This window comes from Renibacterium salmoninarum ATCC 33209, from assembly GCF_000018885.1.
In the GTDB taxonomy this organism is placed as follows: domain Bacteria; phylum Actinomycetota; class Actinomycetes; order Actinomycetales; family Micrococcaceae; genus Renibacterium; species Renibacterium salmoninarum.
This window is the reverse complement of record NC_010168.1, coordinates 2,694,298-2,720,461: the sequence shown is the minus strand read 5'-3', so window position 1 is coordinate 2,720,461 and position 26,164 is coordinate 2,694,298. Positions and strand designations below refer to the sequence as shown.

The window sequence follows — 26,164 nt, the reverse complement described above, 5'->3', positions numbered from 1 at the left end:
CGGCGCTCGCCCAGAGCACCGGTCGGGAGGGCCATCGAATGCGAAGTTCGTCGCATTGAACACAAAGGAGACTGGTCCTGCGCCGCGTCTCCTGGACCTACCGCCGCACCATAGGAACCGGGTTCCGGCCCAGGGTCTGGAGTCTCGTGGCACTGACTGACAATGCGCTGACCGGCAGTCTTCCGGAAGATACCAAGAGCGCAGCAAAGCAAACAACCACTCGCAGCAAGCGAGCCAACACCACTAAGTCGAGCAAGGCCGGTACCGCGAAGCAAATCGCTGCCGGCCGTTCTTATGTCTTGGACACTTCAGTTTTGCTTTCCGATCCGCGCGCAATTCTGCGGTTCGCCGAACACGAGGTGATTTTGCCGATTGTGGTGATCAGCGAATTGGAGGGTAAACGGCATGACCCGGAATTTGGTTACTTTGCGCGGAAAGCTTTGCGCCTGCTGGATGACCTACGGATAGAACATGACGGGCTCAACAAGTCGATCCCACTCGGGGAAGAGGGCGGATCGCTACGAGTTGAGCTCAACCATATTTCTACCGAAGTGTTGCCCGCTGGATTCCGCAGCGGAGATAACGACGCCAGAATTCTTGCGGTGGCCAAGAACCTTTCCAATGAAGGCCACGACGTCACGGTAGTCTCCAAGGATTTGCCGATGCGCGTTAAAGCCTCGGCGATGGGGTTGCGCGCCGAGGAATACCGCAACGAGCTGGTGAAGGATTCTGACTGGACCGGTGTTGCGGAAATCGATGTGCTTGAAGATGAAATTGGTGCGCTTTATAGTCACGAACCGGTTTTTGTGCCAGCTGCGGCGGAAATGCCAACTAATACCGCGCTGATCTTGCTATCCAATCGAGGCTCAGCTCTAGGGCGGGTTGGTGCAGATAAGCAAGTCCGACTTGTCCGCGGCGACCGGGACGTCTTCGGTTTGCATGGCCGTTCGGCAGAACAACGATTAGCCATTGATTTGTTGATGGATCCTGAGGTTGGCATTGTTTCGCTTGGTGGTCGAGCCGGTACCGGTAAGTCTGCGCTGGCTTTGTGTGCTGGCCTGGAAGCGGTGCTAGAACGCAGAGAGCACCGCAAAGTCGTCGTCTTCCGACCACTCTTCGCAGTTGGTGGTCAAGAGCTCGGTTATCTGCCCGGTAGCGAGCAGGAAAAGATGGGCCCTTGGGCGCAAGCAGTCTTTGACACCCTGGGGGCTTTGGTTTCCCAGGAAGTGGTCGAAGAAGTCATGGACCGCGGCATGCTCGAAGTGCTTCCGCTGACGCACATTCGCGGTAGATCCTTGCACGACGCTTTTGTGATCGTCGACGAAGCGCAGTCCTTGGAAAAGAACGTGCTGCTCACCGTGATGAGCCGGATCGGTCAGAACTCAAAGATCGTGCTGACGCACGACATTGCGCAGCGAGATAATCTCCGGGTTGGCCGGCACGATGGTATTGCCGCCGTCGTCGAAACGCTCAAAGGGCACCCGCTGTTTGGGCACATCACGTTGACTCGCTCCGAGCGCTCGCCGATTGCCGCGCTGGTTACCGATCTTCTTGAGGGTGCAGAAATCTAATCCCCTGCTACTCCCGCGCCGAGTGTCGAGTTGTGGCTGATTTGAACGAGAAAAACCAGCCACAACTCGACACTCGGCGGAGGGAGAGGCGGAGAGATGGGCTGTCTGGCTACTGGGCTTGGGGTAATTCCCACTCGATGTGATCACGGACGTCAGTCAGCAGCGAAGAATCTTGGGTCAAGAGGTCATCCAACATGTATTCGTCTACCGCCAGGATGGTCAGCCAATGGCCCGAGCCAGTAGTTTCGCCGTCGAGAGACTGGCTTGCCACGCAGACGCCGGTAGCAAGGTCGATTCGGATCGCGGTTCGGACGGCAAAGAGAATCGGCGCCTGTGCAAATGTTGGTTGGTAGCTTGCATTGGGGCTTAACACCCTTTCCCAGACTGGGCGTCCTTCATGCTGAACTAGCGCGATTGGGCCTGGCTCGGTCATATTAGAGAACGGAAAGTCCAGCGGAACCGGCGCTTTCCCCGCCAGCTCAACCGGGTCAAGCCACGCCGAAAAGTGCTCCGCGGAAATAGTCTCGATTCCGAAGCCAGGCTCACCGTAGGCGGCCTCTGGGCGCCGACGCACCAAGCCCTGTTCGTCATACACTGGCGTCACAAGATGTGGTGGCAATAGCCATGGTTTGCGGGAGCCAGAGGTGAACAGTGAATCCTTCGAGTCGTTGAGCCCGGCGGTACTCCGCAACAATGTACCGTCGGCGGCTTCAACTCGTAGCGCCAGGGGCCGACGTAGCCAGGCGCTGACGGTTTCTGCGTTTTCAGCAGCGGAACGCAAGGTGAAGCGCAAGCTCTGCCAACGCCAGGGCGATGAACGGTACAAAGCACGGAATGAGTTTGTGCTAATCGGGCTGCTTTCCTCTGACATATCCAGAGCTTACGCCGCAGCCGCCGCATTGCACTGAACAATCCAGTAACATCCGAACATGCTCTCCAGACTCACGGCACTCGCAGCCGCCTCTCCACTGAGTGTCGTCTTGCTACTCGTAGCCTGTGCGTATCTTCTCGTGATCGCCGTGTGGCTTAGCGTGATCGATTTACGCTCCCATATTGCTGCCAAACCGGATTGTCTACCCGTCAATTTTGCTTGCCATGTTGCTACTGGCGATGGCATCTTGGACTGCGGCAGATCTCGGCTCCTTACTCCGTAGGATTTTTGCTGCATTGGCGCTTGGCGGCGGGCATTTGGTCCTCCGGTTGATTTATCCGGTGGTGATGGGCCTTGGCGATGTGAAGCTCGCGGTGGTACTTGGCGCCTATTTAGGTTATTTGAGCTGGGGACATCTTTTTTATGGCACTGTGCTGACCTTTTTATTGGGCGGCTTGACCGGCATCGTGTTAATCCTGAGCCGTAAAGGCAGTGCAAAATCGGCAATACCCTTTGGACCGTTCATGTTCGCGGGCACCATTCTGGCGTTGTTGATTCCAGCGTGAATAACCGAAAGTAGCGCCGTGCGGTGTGGCTTAGCGGGAATTGCTGAGGCCCGTCTCAGGTTGTGCTGAGCGGCTTCAAGAAGAAAGAAGGAGCAGGTTTCATGAGCAACGAGGTCATTGTCAGCAATCCTGGTGACGGGGTAATGCACGATTACTAAGCGACTAGTTTTGAACAGTCAATTAGCACCGCCCAAACGGGTGGCAGCTTGACCATAATGCGTAGCAAGCTGACACCGCACAATGCGCCGCCACTGCATGTTCATAGCAATGAGGATGAGTTCTGGGTCGTGCTGTCCGGAAAAGTCAGGTTCTGGGTGGGTGGTGACAGTCTGGAGACTTGTACAACGCACGACGCCGGTCCCGGAGCTGTCGTTTATGGGCCCAGGGGAGTTGCCCACACTTTTGATACCGTCACGGAGAACAGTGAAGTGCTGATCGGAAATACACCGGGTGGGATTGAGGGCTACTTCACTGGTCTGGGTGCGCAAGAGGAGCGACGTGACGAGGAGCATTTAGATTTCTCCGGTCAATTTGGCATCACTATTATTGGCCCAGCACCGGACCTGCACGCCTAATCACGGTTCGAGTCGATGCCGGAGCTTCGTGGCAGACTAGCGAAATGACTTCACCTGACTTTGTGATTGATTTGCGCAAGAAGATTGGTCACGCTCCTTTATGGTTACCCGGCGTCGGCGCGGTGGTGCTCGACGGCGAAGGTCGGGTGTTGTTGGGGCAGCGCTCAGATAATGCTCAGTGGGCGATTATTACTGGAATGCTGGAGCCCGGCGAGGAGCCCGCAGCTGGTGTGGCTAGGGAAGTTTTAGAAGAAACCGGCGTGATAGTCCAAGTCGAGCGACTAGTCGCGACCAATGTTGTGGGGCCAGTAACCTTCCCCAATGGTGACGTCTGTAGTTTTTTGAACCAAAGCTTTCGATGCCGTTATCTCAGTGGGGAGGCCAGAGTGAACGATGACGAATCACTTCAGGTGCGATGGTTTACCCTCGAGGAGCTACCAAAGCTCAATGAGGCGCATCTGCGCGCGATCGCCTTGGCTCAAGAGCCTAAGGGTGCGGCTTGGTTTATCGGTCAGCCCGAACCCGTTATGTAAAAAATATTTGACATCAAGTCAAATTAACCTTACTTTTTCAGTGTCAGTAATTTTTGACATTGGCTAAGGGTGAGGAGTTTGGCAGTGGCTTATCAAGAAAAAAGTGCCTGGATTATGGTACTCACCGCGGTGCTCGGCTATGTGAGCTACCTGGTGATCTTGTTTGCTAGTTCGGCGCGGGCTCCGCTGGTCGAGGTCTAGTATGTGCCAATCATGTTGTGCGCCATCGGCGGCTCGATCATCGTGTCAATTTTATTGCACATTGTGGTTGGCATCTTTTCACCGCAAGACCGCGGCAAAAAGGACGCTCGGGACCGCGAGATCGGCCGCTTTGGTGAGTACACGGGTCAAGCCTTTCTGGTGCTTGGCGGCGTCGGCGCACTGGTTTTGGCCATGTTTGAGGCTGGCTATTTTTGGATTGCGAACTCGCTGTACCTGGCCTTTGTCTGCTCTGCCGTGCTGAGTCCAATGGCAAAAATTGTCGGCTACCGTAAGGGCTTCCACGCATGGTGAAGCCAACCAGGATTAGTAACTCCATTCGAGGTTTGCGATTTTCACACGGCGAAATGACCCAGGCCGAGTTGGCCGAGCGAATTGGCGTCACCAGGCAAACCATCATTGCGATTGAACAGGGGAAATACTCGCCTTCGCTTGAGGTCGCATTTCAAATTGCCGGCATCCTTCAAGTGCGGCTCGAGGATGTCTTTCACTACCCAGGAACGCAACTCGAAGGGGAAGCCAGATGAAAGCCATCATCCAAGACCGATACGGGCCCGCCGAGGTCCTTTATCTGGGTGACATTGAGCGGCCAGAGCCCGCTGATAATCAAGTTCTTATCAAGGTTCACGCCGCTGGCGTTGACCGCGGAACGTGGCATCTGACCGAGGGTAAACCGTACTTGATGAGAGTCGGTGGTTACGGTTTGCGCAAACCTTCAGTGCGTGCGCCGGGTTTAGACGTGGCTGGAACGGTGCTGAAGATCGGTAACAACGTCCGGCAGTTCGCCGTGGGAGACGAGGTTTTCGGCACTTGCGGTGGTTCCTTCGCGGAGTACGCGCTGGCTAAGGTAAAGCTCCTTGTTGCTCAAGCCGGATCGGCTCAGCTTCGAAGCCGCAGCTGCCATTCCGACGTCGGCAGTCACCGCTTGGAAAGGGCTACACGACGTCGGCGGCGTGGTCCAGGGGCAGCAGGTTCTTATTATTGGCGCATCCGGCGGTGTGGGAAGTTTTGCGATTCAAATTGCTAAGGCCGCCGGAGCTGAGGTGACTGCAGTCTGCGGACCGCACGGTTTAGAACTGGTCCGTTCCTTGGGGGCCGACCACGTAGTCGATTACCGTCGCGAAGAAATTTCGACCCGCTCCGACTTCGACCTCATCGTGGACATCGGCGGAGGCAGAACACTTTCTAGACTGCGACAGGCGCTTACGCCGCAAGGGACGCTGATCTTGGTTGGATCCGAAAAGGTGGACGGTGGATTGGCCCGATGGGTCGGGTGCTGGCCGCATCCATTCAGTCGCCCTTTTTGAAGCAAACTGTCAAGGGATTGATGGCATTCTCAAATGCGGAACTACTCGCCCCGCTGCATCGGTTGGTTGAACGGGGCGAACTGAATCCCGTGATCGACGCCGTCTACCCGCTCGAGCAGGCAGCCGATGCCATTCGACGGGTTGGACAGGGTGGTGTACTGGGCAAAATAGTGCTGTCCGTCGCCGCCGAATAGTGCTAGCTATTAATCAAGAAGAGCCGGCGTCGTCATCCAAAGGAGATAACGACGCCGGCTCTTCTTGATTAATTTGTTCAGACTTTAGCGTCTTCGCTGCTGGGGCCAGCATCGCCGTCGGGCTTTGTAGCGCTGTCCTTTGGTGCCGCGCCGGACTTAGACAATGCCTTGTCCGAGGCGGCCTGGGCTAGCAGTTCAGCCTCTAGTCGCTCAGCCTCTTCACCGCTTACGGCTTCACCGCGCTCCACCATGCCGGATGTATCTGACAACGGAATTTGCTTGAGCGTCAAGGCGAGTACCAAGGCGATCACGAGGAACGGGATCAAGTACCAGAACACCGGTGCCAACGAATTTGCGTAAGCATTGACCACGGCTTCCTTCACCGGTCCGGGTAGGGCGCTGAGTGTGGCCGGATCAATGCTCGCTGATGCTGAAGAAGCCTGCTGCGCATTGGCACCGAAACCGGCGAATACTGATTTCAACGAGTCTGCCAATCGTGAGGTAAACAGTGTGCCAAACACCGCCACACCCAAGGACGCGCCAACCTCGCGGAAATAGTTATTGGTGCTGGTCGCGGTACCAATCTGGGTGGCCGGAACTGCGTTCTGTACCACCAGGACGATGACCTGCATGATCAAGCCCAGGCCGGCACCGAAGATAAACAGCTGGATGCAGATGACCCAGATCGGTGTTGAAGCAGAGAGTGTGGTCATCCAGAGCATTGCGCCAATTGTCGCGATGGTGCCAATGATGGGGAACATCTTGTACTTGCCGGTCTTCGTGATCGCAATACCGGAGTAAATCGAGGTGCCAATCACGCCAACCATCATCGGCAGCATGAGCAGACCGGATGCGGCTGCGGAGGTGCCAGAGGACATCTGCAGGAAGGTCGGCACGAAGGCCAGCGCGGAGAACATGCCCAGACCCAGCGTGAAGCCGATCGCGGTTGAGTTGATGAAGATCCGATTCCGGAACAGGCTCATCGGGATGATCGGATCTTCTGCTTTGAGTTCGGTGAAAACGAAAGCGGTAGCCGCGGCAACCATTGCTGCACCAAACAACCAGGTCCAGCCAGAACCCCAGCCCTGATCGGACTTGCCAATGAAGTCGGTGAAGAAGATCAATGAAGCCGTAGCAAGCGAAAGCAGGACGACGCCAAGAATGTCGATCTTCTTTTCGGCCTTTTTATTCGGCAAAGTTAGCGTGAAGAATGCGATGGTGAATGCAGCAATACCAACCGGAATGTTTATGTAGAAGCACCATTCCCAGGTCAGGCTATCTACGAAGAAGCCACCAAGCAGTGGTCCAGCAACAGCGGCAACGCCGAAAATGGCGCCTAGCGGTCCCATGTATTTACCGCGCTCTTTGGCCGGCACGATGTCCGCGATGATCGCTTGGGACAGGATCATCAAACCGCCGCCGCCTAAGCCCTGCAGCGCGCGGAAGACGACGAACATCCAGAAGTCGGTAGCGAAAGCGCAGCCCACCGAGGCAAGTGTGAACAAGGCGATGGCGATCAGGAACAGATTTCGCCGGCCCAAGACGTCGCCGAACTTACCGTAGATCGGCATCACGATGGTTGTCGCGAGCAGATATGCCGTGGTTATCCAGGCCTGGTTTTCAACGCCGCCGAGCTTACCCACGATGGTGGGCATCGCGGTAGAGACGATGGTTTGATCCAAGCTGGAAAGTAGCATGCCGGCGATGAGCGCGGAGAAGATGATCCAAATTCTTCGTTTGGTCAGCAATAAGGGTTGTGAGGCAGCTGTTGACACGGCGCTCATGGTTGTCCTCCAATCACGGGACGGGATGTCTCGATGAGTTCTTGCGATGCATTGATATAACGGTTCAAAAGGTCTTCGAGCCGTTCGGTATTTTCTTCGGTGAAGTAGATTTTCATTGCTTGCCGTGCGGCGCCCGAACAAATCAGCGTCGCCATCACGATGCGCGGATCCTCGGGATCGCAGCCTTCGCGGCGGGCCAACAGCATGGCGAATTGGCGCTCGCGGAAATCCGTTTCGCCGAAGAGCTTGGCTTGCAGATGTGGTTCGTTATTGATGATTGCGGTGAGCTGTCGATACTGCTTCATGGTGAAAGTCATTCGATCGGCCATGGTGACGATCAGATCGACGACATCGGAAAGCAAGGTGCTGGAAATTTCGCCCGGCACGCTTGAGCCTCGTTCGAGGAACGGATCAATGAGATCAGCGGGAACGCTGTCATTATCTCGGCCTAGGACGGCGTCTTCTTTCGAAGCAAAGTAATTGAAAAACGTCCGGCGAGAGACGCCGACTCGCTCGCAGAGCTGTTCTACCGTGAAGCCGACCAAGCCATGTTCCTCGGCCAAGTCACGCGCCGCGTTGACGATTGCTTCCCAGCGCGCGGCGCGTTTGCGCTCGCGGAGGCCAGGTGCCTCTTCGCCGGAAATTATTGCACTATTGCTCATAGAGTAAATATTTGCACTTAAGTAATATGAGTGCAAGTTGCATCGTAGTGAGCTTGGTTACTTAAACGACTTGGGTGCAGTTGTGCAGGGTAAATGAGTAAATTACCCTGCACAACTGCACCCAAGTGGAGTCTGCGACGAGTGTTACTGCGGCGGTCGAGTCATCGAAAGTACGTCGAGCGCCTTGTCCAGCTGCTCTTCGGTGAGCTCGCCGCGCTCAAGGTAGCCCAAAGCGATGACGGCTTCGCGAACGGTCAAGCCCTCGGCAACGGCCTTCTTCGCAATCTTGGCAGCGTTCTCGTAGCCAATGAACTTGTTCAGCGGTGTCACGATCGACGGCGAGGCCTCAGCTAGGAAGCGCGCACGCTCTACATTGGCGGTGATTCCGTCAACCATTTTGTCTGCCATCACCCGAGTGGTGTTGGTGAGCAAGCGGATCGACTCCAAGAGGTTCGATGCCATGACCGGGATGCCGACGTTGAGCTCGAATGAACCATTGGTTGAAGACAACGCGATCGTGGTGTCGTTGCCGATGACCTGAGCGCAAACCATGATGGCCGCTTCGCAAATGACCGGGTTCACCTTGCCTGGCATAATCGAGGAGCCTGGCTGTAGGTCTGGAATCGCTATTTCACCGAGACCGGTGTTGGGGCCGGAGCCCAACCAGCGGAGGTCGTTGTTGATCTTCATGAGCGAGTAAGCGATGTTACGCAGCTGGCCGGAAGCCTCAATGAGCCCATCACGGTTAGCTTGCGCCTCAAAGTGATCGCGAGCCTCGGTAAGTGGCAGGCCCGAATCGGCGGCCAGTAAAGCAATAACGCGCTGCGGGAAACCGGCTGGGGTATTGATGCCGGTGCCGACGGCGGTGCCACCCAGCGGTACCTCGGCAACGCGGGGGAGGGCGGACTGAATGCGCTCGACGCCGTAGCGCACCTGAGCTGCATAGCCGCCAAACTCCTGACCCAAAGTCACCGGGGTGGCATCCATTAAGTGCGTGCGGCCGGACTTCACCACGGCAGCGAACTCTTCGGCTTTGCGACCGAGTGAAGCTGCCAAGTAATTCAGTGCGGGGATTAAATCATTGGTCAAAGCCGAGGTCGCGGCGACGTGCACCGAGGTGGGGAAAACGTCGTTGGAGGACTGCGAAGCGTTCACGTGATCATTCGGGTGGACACGCTTTTCGTTACCAGCCGCCTCAAGCGCTTGGTTAGCAAGCGCGGCAAGTACCTCGTTGGTATTCATATTTGAGGAGGTACCTGAACCGGTCTGGAAAACGTCGATCGGGAAATCGCCGTCGTACTTGCCGGAAATTACCTCATCGGCGGCCGCCTCGATTGCCGCGGCTAGCTCGCCGTCGAGCACACCCAGCTCTGCATTCGCAGTAGCTGCAGCTTTTTTGATTCGAGCCAGAGCCTCAATGTGGGCCCGTTCCAGGGTGGTGCCAGAAATGGGGAAATTCTCCACTGCGCGCTGGGTTTGCGCGCCATAAAGGGCTTTGACCGGAACCCGGACCTCACCCATCGTGTCGTGTTCAATTCTGTAGTTCGATTTTGGGGATTCGAATGTGCCGGAAGCAGCGGACGTCTCAGTCATGAGACCAGAATATCGGCCCTAGCGGCGAAGCTGGAATCCGAGCTTAGGTGGGTTGACTCACAGCTCGCCGATGCTGCTGACCAGCTCGGCCCGTCCTTCGTTTAATCGATAGGCCAGCCCGACAATACTTACTTCGCGCTGCTCCACCGCCGCTGAGATGATTTTGGACGCTTCGGTGAGCCGATTTGCGGTTTGTTTGATGTGTTCCACCATGTAGTCATTGACCACTTTTCCGCCGTCGCGACGAGAAGCAAGAACCGAAGGCGTGATCCGTTCCACCAAATTACGCAAGAATCCGCCCGGCATTTCGCCCGAATCGATGGCATCTTGAGTTGCGGTGATCGCACCGCAGTTATCGTGGCCCAACACCACGATGAGCGGCACGCCAAGCACCGCGATGCTGTATTCGATCGAGCCCAAGACAGACAGATCGATGACCTGCCCCGCAGTCCGCACCACAAAGGCGTCGCCTAAGCCGAGATCGAAGATGATTTCAGCGGCAAGCCGTGAATCAGAGCAACCGAAAATTACCGCAAACGGATTTTGCTGATCCACCAAGGACTCTCGATGCGCCGAATCCTGGTTTGGATGCATCGAAGTGCCGTGAATAAACCGCTCGTTGCCTTCTTGCAGTTTGAGCCAAGCGTTATGCGGTCCAGTTGCCTTGATATTGCTCATTTTCCACTCCCGGAAGGCGTAGCTGAACTTTGCGAATTGGTTCGTGAAGCAACGATTGCTGCGGCAACGGTGTCTAGATCATTGAGGCTGAAGCTACCGCTTTTGGTTTCGCCCTTGATCACAATGCTAGTGCTGCCCGGACTAGTCGGCGCGGTGGGGCTAACCGGATTCGAGATGTACGACGTCGAGGTGCCGGGTTTGTCCCGAAGCTGCCAACTGGTGCCAGCCACTGGGCGGTCGCCAGTCACCGGGGCGTTATCCGTGCGGCCAGCAAGCCAGGTGGGGTTCGCCTGCGCGGTTTGGGTTACTGAGATGAACTGCTGAGCCGGGGTGACAAAGCCGATTTCCCAGAAGGCGACGCCGTCACTTCCGGCCGCGTTCCAAAGCGCGTAATTTGCACTCCAGCCAGCAGGTAAGGCCGGTGCAACCGGGGCGAAACCTGCAATGCCGGCGGCCTCAGTTGCGGCGCCACTGACGTCGGTCTGGGGCTTGAACTGGGTATTCGGGGGTGGGCTGAGCAGGGGCAGCAGCAGGGCAATTGCCAAGCTCACGCCAAGCGCCATCAGCATGCCGATTACGGTGGCATTTGCGCGCTTTGCCGCAGCCGGTTTGAGCACGGTTTTAAAGGCCGGATCCGGGGCGCCGTCCGGGGCAGGAACGTCGGTTTCCGGAGTGTCGCTTTGCTGGCCTGCTTGGTTCATTCTTCTATAGTCGCGCATTGATGCGGTGAAACACCATTTAACCTTGGTCTAGCTCGGTCCTCGTTTGTGGCCGTCTCAGCAAGTTTTTCGACCAGAGTGTGAGGTATCGCTCGTCACTTCAGTTAGCCGTAGCAGCTTTAGCAAAATATGCTGTAGGTATCGACTTGACGATGAACCTGCTCAACGATGAGCTCAACGATGAGGATGCACCGTGACTGTTCTGCCCGAAGAAGCCCAGTACTCGACACTTTCCCGTTCATTGGCCGTGGGCGAAGATGAGCCGGATCGCAATCTCGCTTTGGAACTAGTCCGGGTGACCGAAGCCGCGGCGATCGCCGGCGGTCATTGGGTCGGATTCGGCGACAAAAACAAAGCTGACGGCGCCGCGGTTGACGCGATGCGTTCCTTCCTAGATACCGTGCACTTCAACGGCGTCGTGGTCATTGGCGAAGGTGAAAAAGACGAAGCTCCGATGCTTTTCAACGGCGAACGAGTTGGCGACGGCACCGGTCCTGAATGCGATGTTGCAGTTGACCCGATCGACGGCACCCGGCTGACGGCCCTGGGTATTAACAACGCGCTGGCGGTATTAGCAGTTGCTGAGCGCGGCACGATGTTTGATCCTTCCGCGGTCTTCTACATGGAGAAATTGGTCACCGGTCCGGAAGCCGCAGACATGGTCGACCTGCGTTTGCCGGTCAAACAAAACCTGCATCTGATTGCCAAAGCTAAAGGCGTCAAGGTCAACCAACTCAACGTGATGGTTCTGGACCGAGACCGGCACCAGCCGCTTGTTGAGGAGATCCGCGAAGCTGGGGCACGCACGCGTTTCATCATGGATGGTGACGTGGCCGGTGCAATCGCTGCGGCCCGCTCCGGCACCGGCGTCGACGCGCTCATGGGCATCGGTGGCACCCCGGAAGGAATTGTGGCCGCGTGCGCTATCAAGGCGCTCGGCGGCGTAATTCAGGGCCGGCTATGGCCGACCTCGGACGATGAGAAGCAGAAAGCTCTCGACGCCGGGCATGATTTGGACCGAGTGCTCTCCACTAATGATTTGGTGACCAGTGATAACTGCTACTTCGCAGCTACTGGCATTACCGACGGCGATTTGCTCCGCGGCGTGCGCTACACCAAAGACCGGGTAGTTACCCAGTCAATTGTGATGCGCTCGAAATCGGGCACGGTTCGATTTGTCGATGCCGAGCACCACGCTAGCAAATGGGACGCCTACGCCCGCGGCTAAACAGCATCAAGAGCGCCAGATTGGCTGGGTTAGCCGCGCAGCTTTTTGATCTTGTTGCGAGCTTTTCTGGCAAGCTGGTAACCCTTGTAACGCAGTCTATTTACCGGTAAATCCCAGGTTCCGGGGAATTCAACGAGCTCCCCGCCAAAGGAATTTTTGAACGCGGTGAAGCCCGCCCATTTATGCTCAGGCTGCCCTTCAGGAGCCACGCCGGAGAGATCGACCTGGCTAAGCCCCTTTGCCTGTGCTTCCGCGATAAGAGTCACCACCAGAGGGATTCCTGCGCTGAGCTTACGGTGTTCATGGGCCAGGGCGGCGTGCGCATACACTCTGGTGTCTGCCGAATCGTAAACCAGCGCGGCCCCGATTGGCGCGCCGTCGAGCTCTGCCAAATAGAGAGTGACCGCACCAAGGGGCATCAGAGTTGCCGCAACCTGGGTGAGATAGCTATCGCTTTGTGGCTTGAAGCCATTGCGCTGTGCTGTCTCATGGAGGAAGCCGAGCAGGATTGAGATCTCCGCTGGGTCCTGCGAGGACCTGAAAGTCACACCTTTTTTGGCAATGTTTCGATACAAATTGCGATTGGTAGGTTTCATCTGCGCCAACGTTGGCGATAAATCGGAGCCAAGCTTGATAATGCTGGTCAGCTCAGGTTGTTGATTGGCCGGTGCCGGCACCATTCCGCGCGCGCGTAAAGCCGCTCGCGCCTGCTCCGGCAGTAAGGTCAACGTTGCTGGTTCAAGCCTGATGAAAACAGCTCCGACTTTTTTGGCAAGTGGTCGCAGCGCCGCTAGTGCGGCGTCCAGGGCGTCGAGACGCTCCGCCACTGGCCCATAAGGCAGGTAGAGCACTTTACCCGCGGGATTGCTCTCCTCAATAGCCAGGAAGCGCCAGCCCTCGCCGTGTAGCTCGTGCACGGATCTGCCCAAGCTGCGCTGAAAGACGACCCAAGCCGGACTTTGTACAAAGAATTCCACCGCGAACTATCCCCGCAAACTTGTGCTGACAGCAAAGGCCAAACAGCCCTCGCTGGAATGCAATATCGCCGGTTCCTCGACGGCTGAAACGAAAGCACTTTCGCCCCGCCCTAAGGCAAGGTCGCCGCGCTGCGAATCTAGTAGTGCGGAGCCGTCCACAAGCAAAACTAATAATGGTCCGTTTTGAGCGAGTGGCACCGGTGCTGCACCGGCGGCCATCGAGATCCTTTGCAATTGGAACTCGGCAAAATTAGCCGCAAAGATTTGCTGGCCCAACGAGGTCTCTGTTGCTTCAACAAGCGGCACGGGCAAAGCGCGAAAATCGATAGTGCGCAGTAGCTCTGCGACGTCGATGTGCTTGGAAGTGAGTCCGCCGCGCAACACGTTATCCGAAGCGGCCATCACCTCAACACCTAGGCCATGCAGATACGCGTGCACATTGCCGGCCGGCATTGCAAAGCACTCGCCGGGTTCTAAATGAACCAAATTGAGCAGCAACGAGATAAGTGCTCCGGGGTCGCCCGGGTAGCCAGCGGAAAGTTTGACGACAGTACGCAGCGCGGGATCGAGGTCGTCCCGGTCCGAAAGCCAAGCTAGCGCGGCCGCCAAGGCTTCGGTAACAGCCAGCCCACCGTTGATCAGCAGTTCAAAAGCCTGGTGCAAGGCATCCGCGGCCGAGGAGTCCAGAATCGAGGCAATTTCCGCCAGCGTTGAGTTCGCCGTTGCCTTGGCGAGTAAGTCAAATTTCGACGCCGATTCGGCGGCGGGCCGAAAGCCACAGAGCGCATCGAACGGCGTGAGGGCAAAGATCATCTCAGGTTTGTGGTTGTCGTCGCGATAATTGCGATTTTCAGCGTCGCGCGGCACGCCAGCAGCTTCTTCAGCGGCAAACCCCAGTCGGGCTTGCGCCAAACTCGGGTGAACCTGCAGAGATAATGCCTGGCCCGCAGCAAGGAGTTTCATCAAATAGGGCAGTCGATCGCCAAATGCTGCACGCGACTGGGCCCCTAAGGTGCCGGCTGGGTCGGCATTGATGAGCTCGCCCAAACTAATATCGCCCTGCGGAGTTTTCGCAATGGACGGCGCTCCTGGATGAGCGCCGAACCAGAGTTCTGCCTCAGGCCCGCCAGAGGCCGGGCGGCCAAGCAACTCAGCAATCGCCGTCGTCGAACCCCAAGCATAGGGTCGGAGCACATTGTCCAATTTATACATGAAGGCTCCCTATCCGGGTGAGCAATTGCCATTATTAGACAGCAGCGAGACCAGGGTGTCTTCGGCTCCCGCTTTAGCTAGACGTTGTAGATAATCTTCCGTCAAGGTTGGCCCGGCAGGGGTCTGCTGCGCTGGCGGCTGCTGTGCCGTAGGTTGCGCTGATCCGGGATCAGGTGCGGCCGGTGGTGCATTGACGTCGCTAGAAACGGATTCAGCGGCTTTGCCCCCGATCAAGTCTTTTACTCGCTTCTGCAACGCCGGGAAATCCGGGTAGGTCGGGAAATTAGTGTCGAAGTCAGGCGGGCCAATTGTCAGGCGATCGAGCGGGAAGTTCTTGGCTTTGATCGCAAGGTCCAAGAAGCTACCCAGTTGTTGCTGGGGCAGATCTGACTCGATCACTTGAGCGCCAGCATTTGCAATGTCGTTGAACTTAGTCAACACGGTTGCCGGGTTCATTTGCTTCAGAATTGCTTGCTGAATGCATTGTTGACGTTGGCTTCGTGCGTAATCAGTTACCCATTGTCGAGACCTGGCGTACCAGAGCGCTTGCTTGCCATTGAGTGTTTGTAATCCCGGCGCAATCCAACCTTCTGGCGGCAAATGGCCGCCGTTGTCATCTGTTGCCGCGCCGCTGATTGGCACCCAACCACCGGCGTTAATTTTGACGCCACCCAGCGCGTCAACAAGTTCCGAGAACCCGTCCATATCAATCAGTACATAACCCTGAATGGTGAGGCCAAGAGTGCCGCCAGACGCATCCATCATGGCCTGGGCACCAGGATCTTTTTTACCCGGATAGAGTTTTTGATATTTCTGTGCGACCTCGGTGTAGAGCGAGTTAATGATGCAGTCATTTCCGCAGTCGTAGCCATTCGGGTAGACCGAACGCATGGGGGAATTGGGGCTGAACTGCGCATTTTGTAGATTTCGCGGAATCGAGATGGTTACGGTCTTGCCGCTTTGCGCATCTATGCTCAGCACGATGATGCTGTCTGGACGGCGACCTTCGCGATCCGCGCCAGCGTCGCCGCCCATCACGAGGAAGTTGTAACGGCCATCAACCGGAGACATATCTGGGCCCGAGGCCGAGAAGATATTGCCAATTGCGCTTCGACCAGAATTCACCAGCCAGACGGCGTAGCCCAGGCTGCCAGAAGTTACCACCATGAGGACCGCGACGGCGCCCGCGACAACGATCCGCATACCGGGGGCAAGAAGCACCGGTCGAATGACCCGAAGATTATCGACAAAGACGTAAGCCCAGCCAATGGCAAGGAGCGCCAAAATGGCGATCAGCAATAGCGAGCCAAAGGGGTTGGTCAGAATGCTAAAAACCAGCGCGCGATTGGTCAAGGCAAGGATGATGGCCACTATGACCAACGTCCATACCGTGAAGGTCACGCGCAGGGCGAGCCGACCGAGGTTTCGGTTTCCGGCAACAACTTGAGCACTGCCCGGAATAAACAGACTCAATATCAAGAGTAAAAATGCCCGCTTGGCACGCATCGGAGCGTTGGCCGATTGCGGGTAGCGAACCGGATTAGTCAGTACCGGCGGGCGTTTGGAGCTCTTGTTGACTCCTGGTGAGGAAAAACTCATTCGGTACCTTCCGCCGCGGACCTAGCGGACGGAGATGCTTGCGCAACCCGTCCCCGTAAAGCGGCGCCCTTTGCAGTTGCCTGCTGGTTCAGATCCAGGGCGAAATCAGCTAATTTCGGCTGCAAGCGCTGAGCAAGTGCGTCTCGTCCGCTAGCTAAAATTCGGACCGCAAGCAGACCCGCGTTCCTGGCACCACCGATCGATACAGTGGCAACTGGCACTCCGGTCGGCATCTGCACGATTGATAGCAGTGAATCCATACCATCTAAGGTTTTCAACGGCACCGGTACCCCAATGACGGGCAAAGTAGTCACAGAGGCAAGCATCCCGGGCAGGTGAGCCGCCCCACCTGCACCTGCGATGATCACTCGCAACCCCCGTTCTTGCGCTAAACGGCCGTATTCGATCATTTCTAACGGCATTCGGTGAGCTGAGACGACGTCAGCTTCAAAGGGAATCCCAAACTCATCTAACGCCGCTGCCGCTGCTTCCATCACCGGCCAATCTGAATCTGAACCCATAACGAGTCCTACCAAAGCTGCCGAATTGGCCTGCTCAATCTGGCCCATTTAGGAACTCGCTTTCCTTGACTCGTGACCATCTCTAATCGCTAATGCGGTTGATTCTGCTCGTGCCCGCACGGATGCTAATGATTCCCCGGGTAAGGCCAGCGCGTTGACATGCGCAATTTTGCGACCCGGTCTTACCGCCTTGCCATAATGATGCACTTTGACGCCCGGTTGCGCGGCCATCGCCGCAGGATAAGCGCTGAAAGAGTCCAGATTCGCTCCTCCGAGGATATTTTTCATGACCGTGAGCTCAGCGAGTGGTCGAGGATCGCCCAGCGGAAGATCGGCTACTGCACGTAGATGCTGCTCAAATTGACCGGTCAGAGCTCCGTCCATGCTCCAGTGGCCAGAATTATGCGGTCGCATGGCCAATTCGTTGATGACAAAGCCGGGGCCTTCGCCAGGGGTCTCAAAAAGTTCAACCGCCATTGCTCCGGTGACCCCGAGTTCGTCGGCAAGCCGAAGCGCAGTGTGCTGGGCGCGTTCGGCAATTTCTGGGTCCAGATCCTGGGCGGGGGCGATTACCTCATCGCAGACGCCATCGACCTGAATCGATTCAACGATTGGCCAAGCGGCAGCTTCGCCGCTGGGCCGGCGAGCGACCATCGCAGATAGTTCTCGGCTGAAGGCCACCTTGGTTTCAACTAACAACGGACTCATCGCGTCAAACCACGTTGCCGAGCCACTTGCGTCCGCAGCCGAATCAAGGATTTTGACGCCTTTTCCGTCGTAACCGCCGCGCGGCATTTTCAGCACGACGGGCCAACTGTGCAGCTCAGCGAAGTCGACGATTTCTTGTACTGATTCGACGGCGGCCCAAGCCGGATTGGGCAAGCCCAACTTGTCGATTGCGGCGCGCATGACGAGCTTGTCCTGTGCGTGGATGAGAGATTCAGGGCCGGGCTGGACGTTGACGCCCTCGGCGATAAGGGTGGCCAAATGCTCAGTAGGCACATGCTCATGATCGAAAGTAAGTACATCAAGACCCTGCGCGAAGGCTCGAAGTTGTTCGATATCTAGGTAATCGCCAATGGGGGTCTGCTTGACTGCTGGCACTGCAGAGACGTCTGAAGCCTCGGCGAGCACTCGAAGTTCAATACCGAGTTCTATTGCCGCTGGGGCCATCATTCGGGCTAATTGGCCACCGCCAACAACACCGATTACTGGAAAAGTCACAAGGTAAAGAGTACCGAGTATGTTCGGCGGAGACGTTTTTCGGCGCGTCGATGTAGCTGATTTGCTTCAAGTTCAACAGTCTTTACACAGTTTGGACAAGGGTTCGCGAGTAATATTGGCGTTTAGTATGTCGGGCGGATCCTGGGGAGTCCGAACAGTTCAACGGTTCGGACTGTAGATCCATGGAGGGTCATGAAAAGTTCCATCTTCCAACGGGGCGCCGCCCTCGTTGCGCTGCTTTGGCGTGAAGTTGCGAAATTCGGCGTTGTCGGTGGACTTGGTTGGGTCGTCGACAACGGCATCTTTAACTTGGCTGCATTTTGGCCCGATGAATGGCAGCACGATCAAGGCGCGAGTCATCTCCAGCTCAATCGCGATACTTTTTCCTGGTTTGCTAATCGGTACTGGACGTTTCGGCACCGACGTGGGCAGCAGCCTTGGCGAGAGTTCGCAGTCTTCATCTTGATGAGCCTCATTGGGATGGGTATCGCGGTGGCCTGCCAGTTTATTTCCCGTTACGTTTTAGGGTTTCAGACCTATTCTGCAGATTTGATTTCCGGTGGCGTGATCGGACTGATTTTAGGCACCATTTTAGGTTCATCGCTTATCGATTCTTCGTCTTCAAAGAGGAACTTGATCAGGGACCTGGGTATGCCAAAGACCGAGAACTGATCGAAGGAAATGCCACGAACGACGGGCTAGAACCTCTTACTCCAGGTCGGGTTGGCACGGATTCAAGGTAGAATAGGAGGTTGGCCCAAGAAGTCGGGCTGTTTTTCGCTCGACCGTGGAGGGTCATGCTTCAATCAATAATGCAGCTCTTACGTGGTCTAGTAGGCCTATTCTGGCGCGAAGTTGCTAAGTTTGGCGTCGTCGGCGGCATAGCTTTTGTCATTGACTCGGCAATCTTTATTTGGCTTTTTTCTGGACCGCTGCATGGCAGCGAAGTTTGGGCCAAAGCAATCGCAACAATTGTCGCCAGTGTCTTCTCCTGGGTTGCCAATCGTTACTGGACTTTCCGGCACCGAAAACAAGCGAATGTTGTTCGCGAAGCGGTGCTGTTCGCGATTATGAACGGCGTTGGGCTGCTGATTGCCTCCGGGTGCGTTTTCGTGGCCAAATACTGGCTTGGCGTTGATAGTAAAGTCGGCCTGTTTATCGCCGGTAGCGTGGTCGGTTTGATCTTGGGCACAATCTTTCGATTCTTCGCCTATCGATTCTGGGTCTTTACTGCCGAGCTCGACGAAGATCCCGAGTTCGCGAATGATCATGAACTGATCGAAGGGCACCACGCCGAAGTCTCCGGCTCAACTACCGCCAGCCCTAACAACTCCAAAAAATAGCCCGACACCTCGAAAAACCAGTTAACCAGCAGCGCCTTACTGGTGCGGTGTAGCTGCGGTGTAGCTACAGCGTTATTTTTGATTGGTTACTTGTTCGCTGGCCAGTGTTTTCTCAGTTGCCAAGGTTTCATCCGAGAACAACACAATTGATCCGCCGGCCAGCCAGATACCGAGCGCCGCGACTGCAGTCTTTGCCAGACCCGCGGAAGCAAAGAGCGCGATTCTGTTTCCAGCGAGCTTTTCGGCCGTGCTAGCGAAACCAGACAGTTCCGCAAAGCTATAGGTCTCGGCCTCGCTTCGGAGCGCCGGCTGGCCAGGTCCCGGGTCGTCGAACCGGTTGAAGGCGTCCGCAAACATCCGGACCTCGGCGGCAAAGTCGTAAACCCCATCCGGTAAATCGCTCGGCCATGCCATCGCGAGGGCCGGCAGTGCGACGGCGACGACGTCGGCCTGATCCTGTGCGTTAGCGAGCTGGGCTTCTTCGGTGACGAACCACACTGAAGTCTCTGATGAGCCAGTTCGTGCACCCTCATTGGCGGGGGCGATGAACTGAGCAGTGCTGCCACAAGCCAAGGCGGCCAGCGCGATGACTAATGACTTCCAATGCGCTGGCAGCTCTAGGGCGGAACTGGTCCCTGGGCCGACGTCGAATTCCTCGGTGAGGAAGTTCGCCGTTTTTGCAACCCAGTTGTCCAATACCTTGCCCGAAAGCTCGATTCGCTCACTATCTGGCCCGTACCAAGTCAGTCGGGGGGATCCTGGATCCTGGCTCCGGAAAGCATGCAGCAAGGTATCAATGTTGTTCATGGCTGACTCTTTCGTCATCTGCAGCAGAGTTTTTATGGGGTCTTGATCAAGGATATTGCGCCGAACTGAGGTTCCGAGCCACTGGCAACACGCCGCTTAGCTGAGAAATTCCCGGGCGTGGCGTGAAAGCGAAAAGCTCCGAGTTATGGATAAAATTCCCAGTTCCGCTTGACGGGCAGTGTATTACACCGTTGTAATTAGAGTACGAAAGCCACGGTAGAGAACTTCAGCAAATAGCACCGAAGCCATACCAAAAGCATCACCAAGCAACACAGCCGTGGCGAAACCAGGAGGACCATCATGGGACAAGCGGAGCGTAGTAATACCTCTCCGAATGGGCTATCCGGAGCCTTCGAGGAAGAATCTGCGCTGGAAGCGCAGGCAGCATCTCTGTATCGCTCCCGTGGCGTACCGGGGGACTGGTACGTTGATCCAGCGGATCCGCAGGCTGCCGAAAGCTATCGAAGCGCCGAGGCTGAGTCCCTCGAGGACACCGCAACGGCTTTTCTTGCCGCGCACGAGGCACTTGATTCGCAGGCCCTAGAGACCGAGCTGAGCTTTGATCGACCAGCCGAAGTTACCGGGACCGCAAATCAGGCCGTTTGGATCGGCCTTCCTGGCATACCCATGGTTGACCCGGCCGATGAGGGGGAACTTTCCTGGCAGACTGACGCGCTATGCGCGCAGACTGACCCTGAAGCATTTTTCCCAGAAAAGGGTGGTTCGACTCGCGACGCGAAGAAAGTTTGCGTCTCGTGCAACGTTCGGGCGCAGTGCCTCGAGTACGCTCTGTCCAATGACGAACGATTCGGTATCTGGGGCGGCCTGTCCGAGCGAGAGCGTCGTCGGTTGCGGAAGCGAGCAGTCTGATTTCTGAAGCAATGCGCGTCACAGCCGTCGTGGTAAGCCACGACGGCTCGGCGTATTTACCCAGGACCTTAGCTGCTTTGCAGGGCCAAACTCGGCCAGCTGATCGGCTGATCGGTGTGGACGCAGGCTCTTCAGATAATTCGGTACAGCTTCTGAGCGGCTCGCTTGGCACTGAGAACACAATTTCGACTGAAGCTAGAGGCGGTTTCGGCGCAGCGGTTCGTGCTGCTTTAGCTGGAGCCACCGCTCGCGATCGGACAGCTAACCCGGCCGCGGAAACCGAATTTCTCTGGTTTCTCCATGATGATTCAGCACCGGCCCCTGAGGCGCTCGCGGAGCTATTGCACGCCGTCGAACGAGCGCCGTCGGTAACTATTGCGGGTTGTAAGCAAGTTGATTGGGATGATTCCCGCAGCCTTATTGACGTTGGCCTCAGCACTAGCCGCTGGGGCGAACGCCTCACCATGATCGAGCTGGACGAGCAAGATCAGGGCCAATACGACGCGCGTAGCGACGTTTTCGCGGTAAATTCCGCCGGCATGTTGGTGCGGCGTGATGTTTGGGAAGAATTGGCTGGCTTCGATCCAGCGTTACCTGGCCTTGGCGACGACGTTGACCTTTGCTTGCGCAACCGGCTTGCCGGGCATCGAGTGGTAGTAGTTCCTGGCGCCGTGATGTCGCACGTGCGGAATCGGCCAGCAAGTCTGAGTACTGATATTGCCGCGCGTAAAGCAGAAGTACACCTACGGCTAAAACATGCCAGCTGGTGGAAGGTGCCTTTCCTCTGGATTGGCGCATTATTAGGCGGTTTGTATCGGCTATTCGCCGGGATTCTCTTCAAAGATCCTGGCCACGGCGGCAGACAGTTTGTCGCTACCCTTGCCGCGCTGCTGCGGCCAGGAGCGATCATTCGCGGACGCTCCAGTGCTAACCGCACCCGCAGAGTCTCCCGATCAGTTATTCAAAGCCTGCAGATCGATAGTCGAGACGTACGAAGTTATCGGCGTTCGCTCTTCGAAGCGCTCACCGGCGCTGGTCAAAGCCGTGACGAGGATCTGCTGGATAGCGCGGGCGAGTACGTGCCCAGCGGTGATGCAAACGATGATTTTGTCGCAATAGCAACTTCGCGCAGATTGTGGGCGGGCGCTGGCGCTGTATTGGTAGTCATCGTTTTGGCCGCAATTTCCGTTGTGTCAATGTTCCGATTTATCGGAGCTGAAGCGATCAGCGGTGGCGGACTGCTCCCACTGTCGAGTGCGCTGAGCGATATTTGGCATAACGCCGTGAGTTGGTGGATTGGTCTAGGTGGCGGTTGGCCCGGCCATGGCGAGCCCTTCGACGCCGTACTTGGCGTACTCGGTGTGCTGGGCTTGGGCAACGGCTCAGCCGCGGTTGGCTGGCTGATTCTCTTAGCTCTGCCACTGGCCGGCCTAGGCGCTTGGTTTTGCACCGGCGCGTTGATTCGCAGTCGTTGGCCACGAGTTTTGGCCGCGTTTGTCTGGGCTGGTGCGCCGATGTTTCTGCTGGCGCTCGGTCAGGGGCGGCTTGGCGCTTTAATCGCCCATGTCATTATTCCGTGGGTATTTTTCGGCTTCATTCGTGCAATGGGTGCCGCGCAAAGCCGCCGGGGCGCTGATCCAGCGCTAACTGCGGCACTACCTACTGGCAAACCCGGTATTGCTGGCCGGATCTCTTGGACCGCGGCCGCTGCAGCCGGTCTGGGTTTGGCCGTGTTGACGGCCAGTGCGCCAAGCCTCTTGCCGCTGGCCATCATCTTAGTTGTGCTCTTCATGGTCTTTGGCGGACGGCGGGCTAGAACGTTGTGGTGGACGCTGTTGCCCACCGCGGCGCTATTTGTGCCGTTCATTATTTCCACTTTGGACAGGCCCAGAGCGATTTTGGCAGATCCTGGTGTGCCGTTGGCCTTCAACATTGCACCTAGTTGGCAGCAGCTCTTGGGTCAACCACTGGTGATCGGCTCAGATGCGGCTTTGCCGGGAATGAGTTGGTTGCCAGCGGGTATTCCGTGGGCTTGGTTGGCCGTGCTGATTATTGGCGCGCCGCTGGTCTTGCTTGCGGTTGGCGCGTTGGTCTGGCCAAATAAGCGTTCCGCCACGGTCAGAGTGCTTTGGCTGGTTGGCATCTTTGCGCTTGTGCTGGGCTATCTAGTAGGCCATATTGGCACGTCGACCGGAAAAGACGCGCTAGTCACCCCGTTTAGCGGGCCAGCGTTGTCAGTGCTGGCCTTCGCTTTGCTCGGTTCGGCAACAATTGCGCTCGATGCCGTGCAAGGCTGGCGATCGGCAAGCGTCTCCGGTAACCCCACTAAGGGCCGGGCATTGCCTCGGACTGTTGCTGGCATCTTGACAGTTTTGCTCATCATTTCGCCGATAGCTTCGCTGAGCATGTGGGTTTATCAGAATCTGAATGGCGGTACCGAGCTACAAAGTTCTACTGTGCGCAGCTTGCCAGCCACGGCGACTGATCGTGGCTTGGGCCCGGATCGAAGCCGGTCATTGGTAATCGATGCGAATCAAGACGGCAGCGTGGACGCGGCGTTGGTTCGCGGCGCAGGCACTTCAATGGATTCGCTGTCTAGCATTGCCGCCGCGCAAGGGATTAGCGGGCTGCCCGGGGCTGAAAAGATTTCCGGTGATGATCCGGTAAACGCATCAATTCGGGCTGCGGTAGCAACAATTGTGGCCGGGACTGGGGTCGATCCGAGGCCAATATTGACTAGCCTAGACGTGGGCTTTATCGTCTTGCACCGTGGCGACACTCAAGCCGAGCTCCTCGCTAGCCAGATAGATGGGGTTCCAGGACTGGCTACCGTAGGTCCAACCGATCAAGGCTGGTTATGGCGAGTTACTCCCACACTGCTGAGTGGTGCGCCAGCGGCCGAAACGATTGCCCGAGTTCGGATAGATGACGGCAAGGGCGGCACACTAAGTTTCGTTCCGTCTGGGCTTACCAGCATCGATACGACGATAGCGGCTGGGCAACAAGGGCGGCTGTTAATCCTCGCCGAGCGTGCTGATGTTGGCTGGACAGCGTGGCTCAACGGACGCAAACTTTCCTCCGCTGCGGCGCCGGAAATCGCTGGTAGCTGGGCACAAGCGTTCCAACTTCCTGCCGAGGGCGGCCAACTTGAGGTGCGCTATGAACAACCCTGGGCACCGTTGTGGGCAGTCGTGCAAATAGCGCTGCTAGCGCTGACCTTGTTGTTGGCGATTCCCTTGCCCGCGGGTCGTAGTGGCGTCTCACGCGCTGCTGTCAGTCGGGCTGCCGTAGTGCAAAACGCCAATAAGCGGGAATCAGCGGCTCAGAGCGCCACCGTCCAACGGTCCGCGAACCAGTCCAGCTCGAAATCGCGAAAAGGTCGCAGAGCCTTTGATGGGAATGAAGACGATGACTGAGCCGAGTAACGCTCCGATTGAAACTCCAGAAGAACCACTTAAATCCGCCTCTGAAGCGAAAACCGAAAGGCGCGCTGACCGAAGCAAAGTAAAATCTGGCAAGCGCTCTGGCCTGCGGACCGTATTCGGGGTGCTTTCCGGAGTTGGCATTGTTGTTGTCGCCGGCGCGGTAGTAGCGGCTGGAACCATTGCGCCCGGGAATTCGGCAAGTGTGGCCATTGAACCTCAATCCGCGAACCTGCCAGCCGGTCAGTCAATCTCCCACTGCCCAGGACCAGCACAACTTCCGCAAGGCAGCAGTGACGGCACCGACCCGCAATTCTCGCCGGCATCAACCACCGCGAAAACTCAGATCAGCGCATTGGTAAGTGCGAACCCACAAGCGATACTGCCCAATAGCGCCCTGACTCAGCTTGATCCTGGATCGACAATGTTGAGTTCGATCTCGCAACAGCCTGCTGAGGTTCCAACTCCGGAGCCGGGCTCGGCACCAAGCCCTGGCAAGGCAGCGATACTGGGCTCTTTTGATGTTTCCGGGCCTACAGTGCTTCGGGCAGATCCGGTCGCTAAGCAGCGAACCCCTGCCGCCGCGGTGCAGGTTTACACCTCGAACGACGGCGACTTGCGCGGCCTTGCTGCGGCCAGTTGTCAGGTTCCGGCAAATGACTTGTGGTTGGTCGGTACCAGCACTGATATTGGCCGTACCGCGATTCTGACCTTGGCAAATTCTTCCGCAACGGCGGCTACCGTCAATTTAGACCTGTTTGGCAGCAACGGCGTGGTGCAGGCGGCCGGCGGCAAGGGCTTATTGGTACCGGCGGGCAGCTCACGTTCAATAGTCCTTGCTGGTCTAGCCGCGGGGCAAAAAGATCTGGCGGTTCATGCGAAATCTAATGGTGGGCCGGTTTCGGCAGTAATCCAGCAATCTGTCTTGCGCGGGCTAACGCCTGGCGGCGTGGATTATTTGACGCCGGTGGCCGCACCGAACCAAGCCCAAGTCATTACCGGAGTGCAGACTTTGGACCCGACGGTGGCTAGCGATATCGCCGGGCAAGCAGGTTATCAAGATGCCCAGACGGCGCTCCAAGTAGCAGTCCCCGGTGCCAGCGACTCAGTTGTTCAAGTGCAGGTATTTAGTCAGGGCGGGCAAGCAAACCTACCCAATGGTGGCGTATTTACCGCAAAGGCAGGTTCAGTGACTGAACTGCCGTTGAGTGGACTGCCCGCTGGCACTTATACGGTGCAAGTCAGCGCGCAAACGGCGATTACCGCGACGGTTCGTAGTGTTCGCGGCTCGAAAGCTGCCGACCCTGTTGATATTGCGAATGCCGGCGCATCGTTGAAGCTGACAGATAACCAATTATTGGTGCTCCCAGCTGGCGCGCCGAGCAAAATCAGCTTTGGTGCTCCAGCCGGTAAAGGTCAGCTTTCGCTGACCCCGATCGGCACCGATGGAACGTTTCAGCCAGCAAAGAGCCTAGATGTTCCTGGTGGCAGCACCGTGGTGGTAGATCCGGCGCAGCTTAGCGGTGGACCCGTGCTTGGATTCTTAGTCTCCGCTAGTGGAGATCCGGTTTACGGTGCACAGGTACTGAGCCAGACTGACGGCAACGGTTTAGCGATCTTAGGGCTGCCACGCAGCGCGCCCAGCGCGCAAAGCCTTAAGGTTGCGCTGGGTTATTGAGGTCCAAGCTG

At 57.0% G+C, this 26,164-nt stretch carries 26 protein-coding genes and 1 pseudogene; 15 read left to right on the top strand and 12 right to left on the bottom strand.

Features of this window, described 5'->3' with window-relative positions; genetic code table 11:
- The first annotated feature begins 275 nt into the window (after positions 1 to 275).
- Positions 276 to 1,571, top strand: coding sequence for an RNA 5'-3' helicase PhoH2 (gene phoH2 / locus RSAL33209_RS13390; RefSeq protein ID WP_233494341.1), 1,296 nt, complete (start codon positions 276 to 278; stop codon positions 1,569 to 1,571).
- Between the two features lie 109 nt (positions 1,572 to 1,680).
- Here phoH2 and RSAL33209_RS13385 read toward each other — a convergent pair whose 3' ends face one another.
- A complete protein-coding gene (locus RSAL33209_RS13385; RefSeq protein ID WP_012246410.1) occupies positions 1,681 to 2,442 on the bottom strand; it encodes a hypothetical protein in 762 nt (253 codons plus the stop codon).
- A 182-nt stretch (positions 2,443 to 2,624) separates the two neighbouring features.
- On the opposite strand from RSAL33209_RS13385, the gene RSAL33209_RS13380 reads away from it, so the two are divergent.
- The 8 genes and pseudogenes from RSAL33209_RS13380 (at position 2,625) to RSAL33209_RS18940 (ending at position 5,836) form a co-directional block, all read left to right on the top strand.
- Complete coding sequence (locus RSAL33209_RS13380; protein WP_012246409.1) at positions 2,625 to 3,008, top strand: prepilin peptidase; 384 nt, start codon at positions 2,625 to 2,627, stop codon at positions 3,006 to 3,008.
- Positions 3,009 to 3,223: 215 nt separating this feature from the next.
- Positions 3,224 to 3,583, top strand: coding sequence for a cupin domain-containing protein (locus tag RSAL33209_RS13375; RefSeq protein WP_114597656.1), 360 nt, complete (start codon positions 3,224 to 3,226; stop codon positions 3,581 to 3,583).
- Positions 3,584 to 3,627: 44 nt separating this feature from the next.
- On the top strand, positions 3,628 to 4,116 hold the full coding sequence (locus tag RSAL33209_RS13370) for an NUDIX hydrolase (RefSeq protein ID WP_012246406.1): 489 nt from the start codon (positions 3,628 to 3,630) through the stop codon (positions 4,114 to 4,116).
- Between the two features lie 204 nt (positions 4,117 to 4,320).
- Positions 4,321 to 4,629: a hypothetical protein gene (locus RSAL33209_RS13365; protein ID WP_012246404.1), complete on the top strand. Its 309-nt coding sequence runs from the start codon at positions 4,321 to 4,323 to the stop codon at positions 4,627 to 4,629.
- Complete coding sequence (locus tag RSAL33209_RS13360; RefSeq protein ID WP_012246403.1) at positions 4,623 to 4,862, top strand: helix-turn-helix transcriptional regulator; 240 nt, start codon at positions 4,623 to 4,625, stop codon at positions 4,860 to 4,862. Before RSAL33209_RS13365 ends, RSAL33209_RS13360 begins: the two co-directional genes overlap by 7 nt.
- Positions 4,859 to 5,137, top strand: a pseudogene (locus RSAL33209_RS18950) (alcohol dehydrogenase catalytic domain-containing protein); the annotation flags it as partial. The gene RSAL33209_RS13360 and the pseudogene RSAL33209_RS18950, both read left to right, overlap by 4 nt.
- A gap of 58 nt (positions 5,138 to 5,195) precedes the next feature.
- Positions 5,196 to 5,642, top strand: a complete 447-nt coding sequence (locus RSAL33209_RS18945; RefSeq protein WP_233496562.1) for a zinc-binding dehydrogenase — start codon at positions 5,196 to 5,198, stop codon at positions 5,640 to 5,642.
- 20 nt (positions 5,643 to 5,662) lie between these two features.
- Positions 5,663 to 5,836, top strand: a complete 174-nt coding sequence (locus RSAL33209_RS18940; RefSeq protein ID WP_411740977.1) for a zinc-binding dehydrogenase — start codon at positions 5,663 to 5,665, stop codon at positions 5,834 to 5,836.
- Between the two features lie 77 nt (positions 5,837 to 5,913).
- On the opposite strand, the gene RSAL33209_RS13350 is transcribed toward RSAL33209_RS18940, so the two are convergent.
- From RSAL33209_RS13350 to RSAL33209_RS13330, 5 genes are all read right to left on the bottom strand, one after another.
- Positions 5,914 to 7,620, bottom strand: a complete 1,707-nt coding sequence (locus RSAL33209_RS13350; protein ID WP_012246400.1) for an MDR family MFS transporter — start codon at positions 7,618 to 7,620, stop codon at positions 5,914 to 5,916.
- Positions 7,617 to 8,282: a TetR/AcrR family transcriptional regulator gene (locus RSAL33209_RS13345; protein ID WP_041684817.1), complete on the bottom strand. Its 666-nt coding sequence runs from the start codon at positions 8,280 to 8,282 to the stop codon at positions 7,617 to 7,619. The genes RSAL33209_RS13350 and RSAL33209_RS13345 overlap by 4 nt, the downstream gene beginning before the upstream one ends.
- Before the next feature lie 144 nt (positions 8,283 to 8,426).
- The gene (locus RSAL33209_RS13340; RefSeq protein ID WP_012246398.1) at positions 8,427 to 9,875 is read right to left on the bottom strand and encodes a class II fumarate hydratase; all 1,449 of its coding nucleotides are present in this window, start codon (positions 9,873 to 9,875) and stop codon (positions 8,427 to 8,429) included.
- A 57-nt stretch (positions 9,876 to 9,932) separates the two neighbouring features.
- A complete protein-coding gene (locus RSAL33209_RS13335) occupies positions 9,933 to 10,553 on the bottom strand; it encodes a carbonic anhydrase (RefSeq protein ID WP_012246397.1) in 621 nt (206 codons plus the stop codon).
- Positions 10,550 to 11,254, bottom strand: coding sequence for a DUF4245 domain-containing protein (locus tag RSAL33209_RS13330; RefSeq protein WP_049759001.1), 705 nt, complete (start codon positions 11,252 to 11,254; stop codon positions 10,550 to 10,552). The genes RSAL33209_RS13335 and RSAL33209_RS13330 overlap by 4 nt, the downstream gene beginning before the upstream one ends.
- A gap of 211 nt (positions 11,255 to 11,465) precedes the next feature.
- Between RSAL33209_RS13330 and glpX the strand changes: the two genes are divergently transcribed.
- Entirely contained in the window at positions 11,466 to 12,500 is a 1,035-nt protein-coding gene (gene glpX, locus RSAL33209_RS13325) for a class II fructose-bisphosphatase (RefSeq protein WP_012246394.1), read from the top strand.
- Positions 12,501 to 12,529: 29 nt separating this feature from the next.
- On the opposite strand, the gene RSAL33209_RS13320 is transcribed toward glpX, so the two are convergent.
- From RSAL33209_RS13320 to RSAL33209_RS13300, 5 genes are read right to left on the bottom strand one after another with little or no spacing between them, the layout of a single operon-like run.
- A complete protein-coding gene (locus RSAL33209_RS13320; protein WP_012246393.1) occupies positions 12,530 to 13,477 on the bottom strand; it encodes a lipid II:glycine glycyltransferase FemX in 948 nt (315 codons plus the stop codon).
- Positions 13,478 to 13,483: 6 nt separating this feature from the next.
- On the bottom strand, positions 13,484 to 14,689 hold the full coding sequence (manA, locus tag RSAL33209_RS13315) for a mannose-6-phosphate isomerase, class I (RefSeq protein WP_012246392.1): 1,206 nt from the start codon (positions 14,687 to 14,689) through the stop codon (positions 13,484 to 13,486).
- A gap of 9 nt (positions 14,690 to 14,698) precedes the next feature.
- Positions 14,699 to 16,288, bottom strand: coding sequence for an LCP family protein (locus RSAL33209_RS13310; protein ID WP_012246391.1), 1,590 nt, complete (start codon positions 16,286 to 16,288; stop codon positions 14,699 to 14,701).
- Positions 16,285 to 16,857: a 5-(carboxyamino)imidazole ribonucleotide mutase gene (gene purE, locus RSAL33209_RS13305; RefSeq protein WP_012246390.1), complete on the bottom strand. Its 573-nt coding sequence runs from the start codon at positions 16,855 to 16,857 to the stop codon at positions 16,285 to 16,287. Before purE ends, RSAL33209_RS13310 begins: the two co-directional genes overlap by 4 nt.
- A complete protein-coding gene (locus RSAL33209_RS13300) occupies positions 16,858 to 18,033 on the bottom strand; it encodes a 5-(carboxyamino)imidazole ribonucleotide synthase (protein ID WP_012246389.1) in 1,176 nt (391 codons plus the stop codon).
- A 192-nt stretch (positions 18,034 to 18,225) separates the two neighbouring features.
- On the opposite strand from RSAL33209_RS13300, the gene RSAL33209_RS13295 reads away from it, so the two are divergent.
- Positions 18,226 to 18,705 carry a GtrA family protein gene (locus tag RSAL33209_RS13295; RefSeq protein ID WP_049759000.1) on the top strand — a complete coding sequence of 160 codons (480 nt, stop codon included), beginning with the start codon at positions 18,226 to 18,228 and terminating at the stop codon, positions 18,703 to 18,705.
- A gap of 125 nt (positions 18,706 to 18,830) precedes the next feature.
- Entirely contained in the window at positions 18,831 to 19,376 is a 546-nt protein-coding gene (locus tag RSAL33209_RS13290; protein ID WP_041684816.1) for a GtrA family protein, read from the top strand.
- A 72-nt stretch (positions 19,377 to 19,448) separates the two neighbouring features.
- On the opposite strand, the gene RSAL33209_RS13285 is transcribed toward RSAL33209_RS13290, so the two are convergent.
- The gene (locus RSAL33209_RS13285) at positions 19,449 to 20,183 is read right to left on the bottom strand and encodes a TIGR03089 family protein (protein WP_041685810.1); all 735 of its coding nucleotides are present in this window, start codon (positions 20,181 to 20,183) and stop codon (positions 19,449 to 19,451) included.
- Positions 20,184 to 20,483: 300 nt separating this feature from the next.
- On the opposite strand from RSAL33209_RS13285, the gene RSAL33209_RS17220 reads away from it, so the two are divergent.
- From RSAL33209_RS17220 to RSAL33209_RS13270, 3 genes are read left to right on the top strand one after another with little or no spacing between them, the layout of a single operon-like run.
- Complete coding sequence (locus tag RSAL33209_RS17220; protein WP_012246384.1) at positions 20,484 to 21,053, top strand: WhiB family transcriptional regulator; 570 nt, start codon at positions 20,484 to 20,486, stop codon at positions 21,051 to 21,053.
- A gap of 11 nt (positions 21,054 to 21,064) precedes the next feature.
- Entirely contained in the window at positions 21,065 to 24,469 is a 3,405-nt protein-coding gene (locus RSAL33209_RS13275; RefSeq protein WP_012246382.1) for a glycosyltransferase family 2 protein, read from the top strand.
- Positions 24,462 to 26,153: a DUF5719 family protein gene (locus RSAL33209_RS13270; protein WP_012246381.1), complete on the top strand. Its 1,692-nt coding sequence runs from the start codon at positions 24,462 to 24,464 to the stop codon at positions 26,151 to 26,153. The genes RSAL33209_RS13275 and RSAL33209_RS13270 overlap by 8 nt, the downstream gene beginning before the upstream one ends.
- Positions 26,154 to 26,164 lie beyond the last annotated feature (11 nt).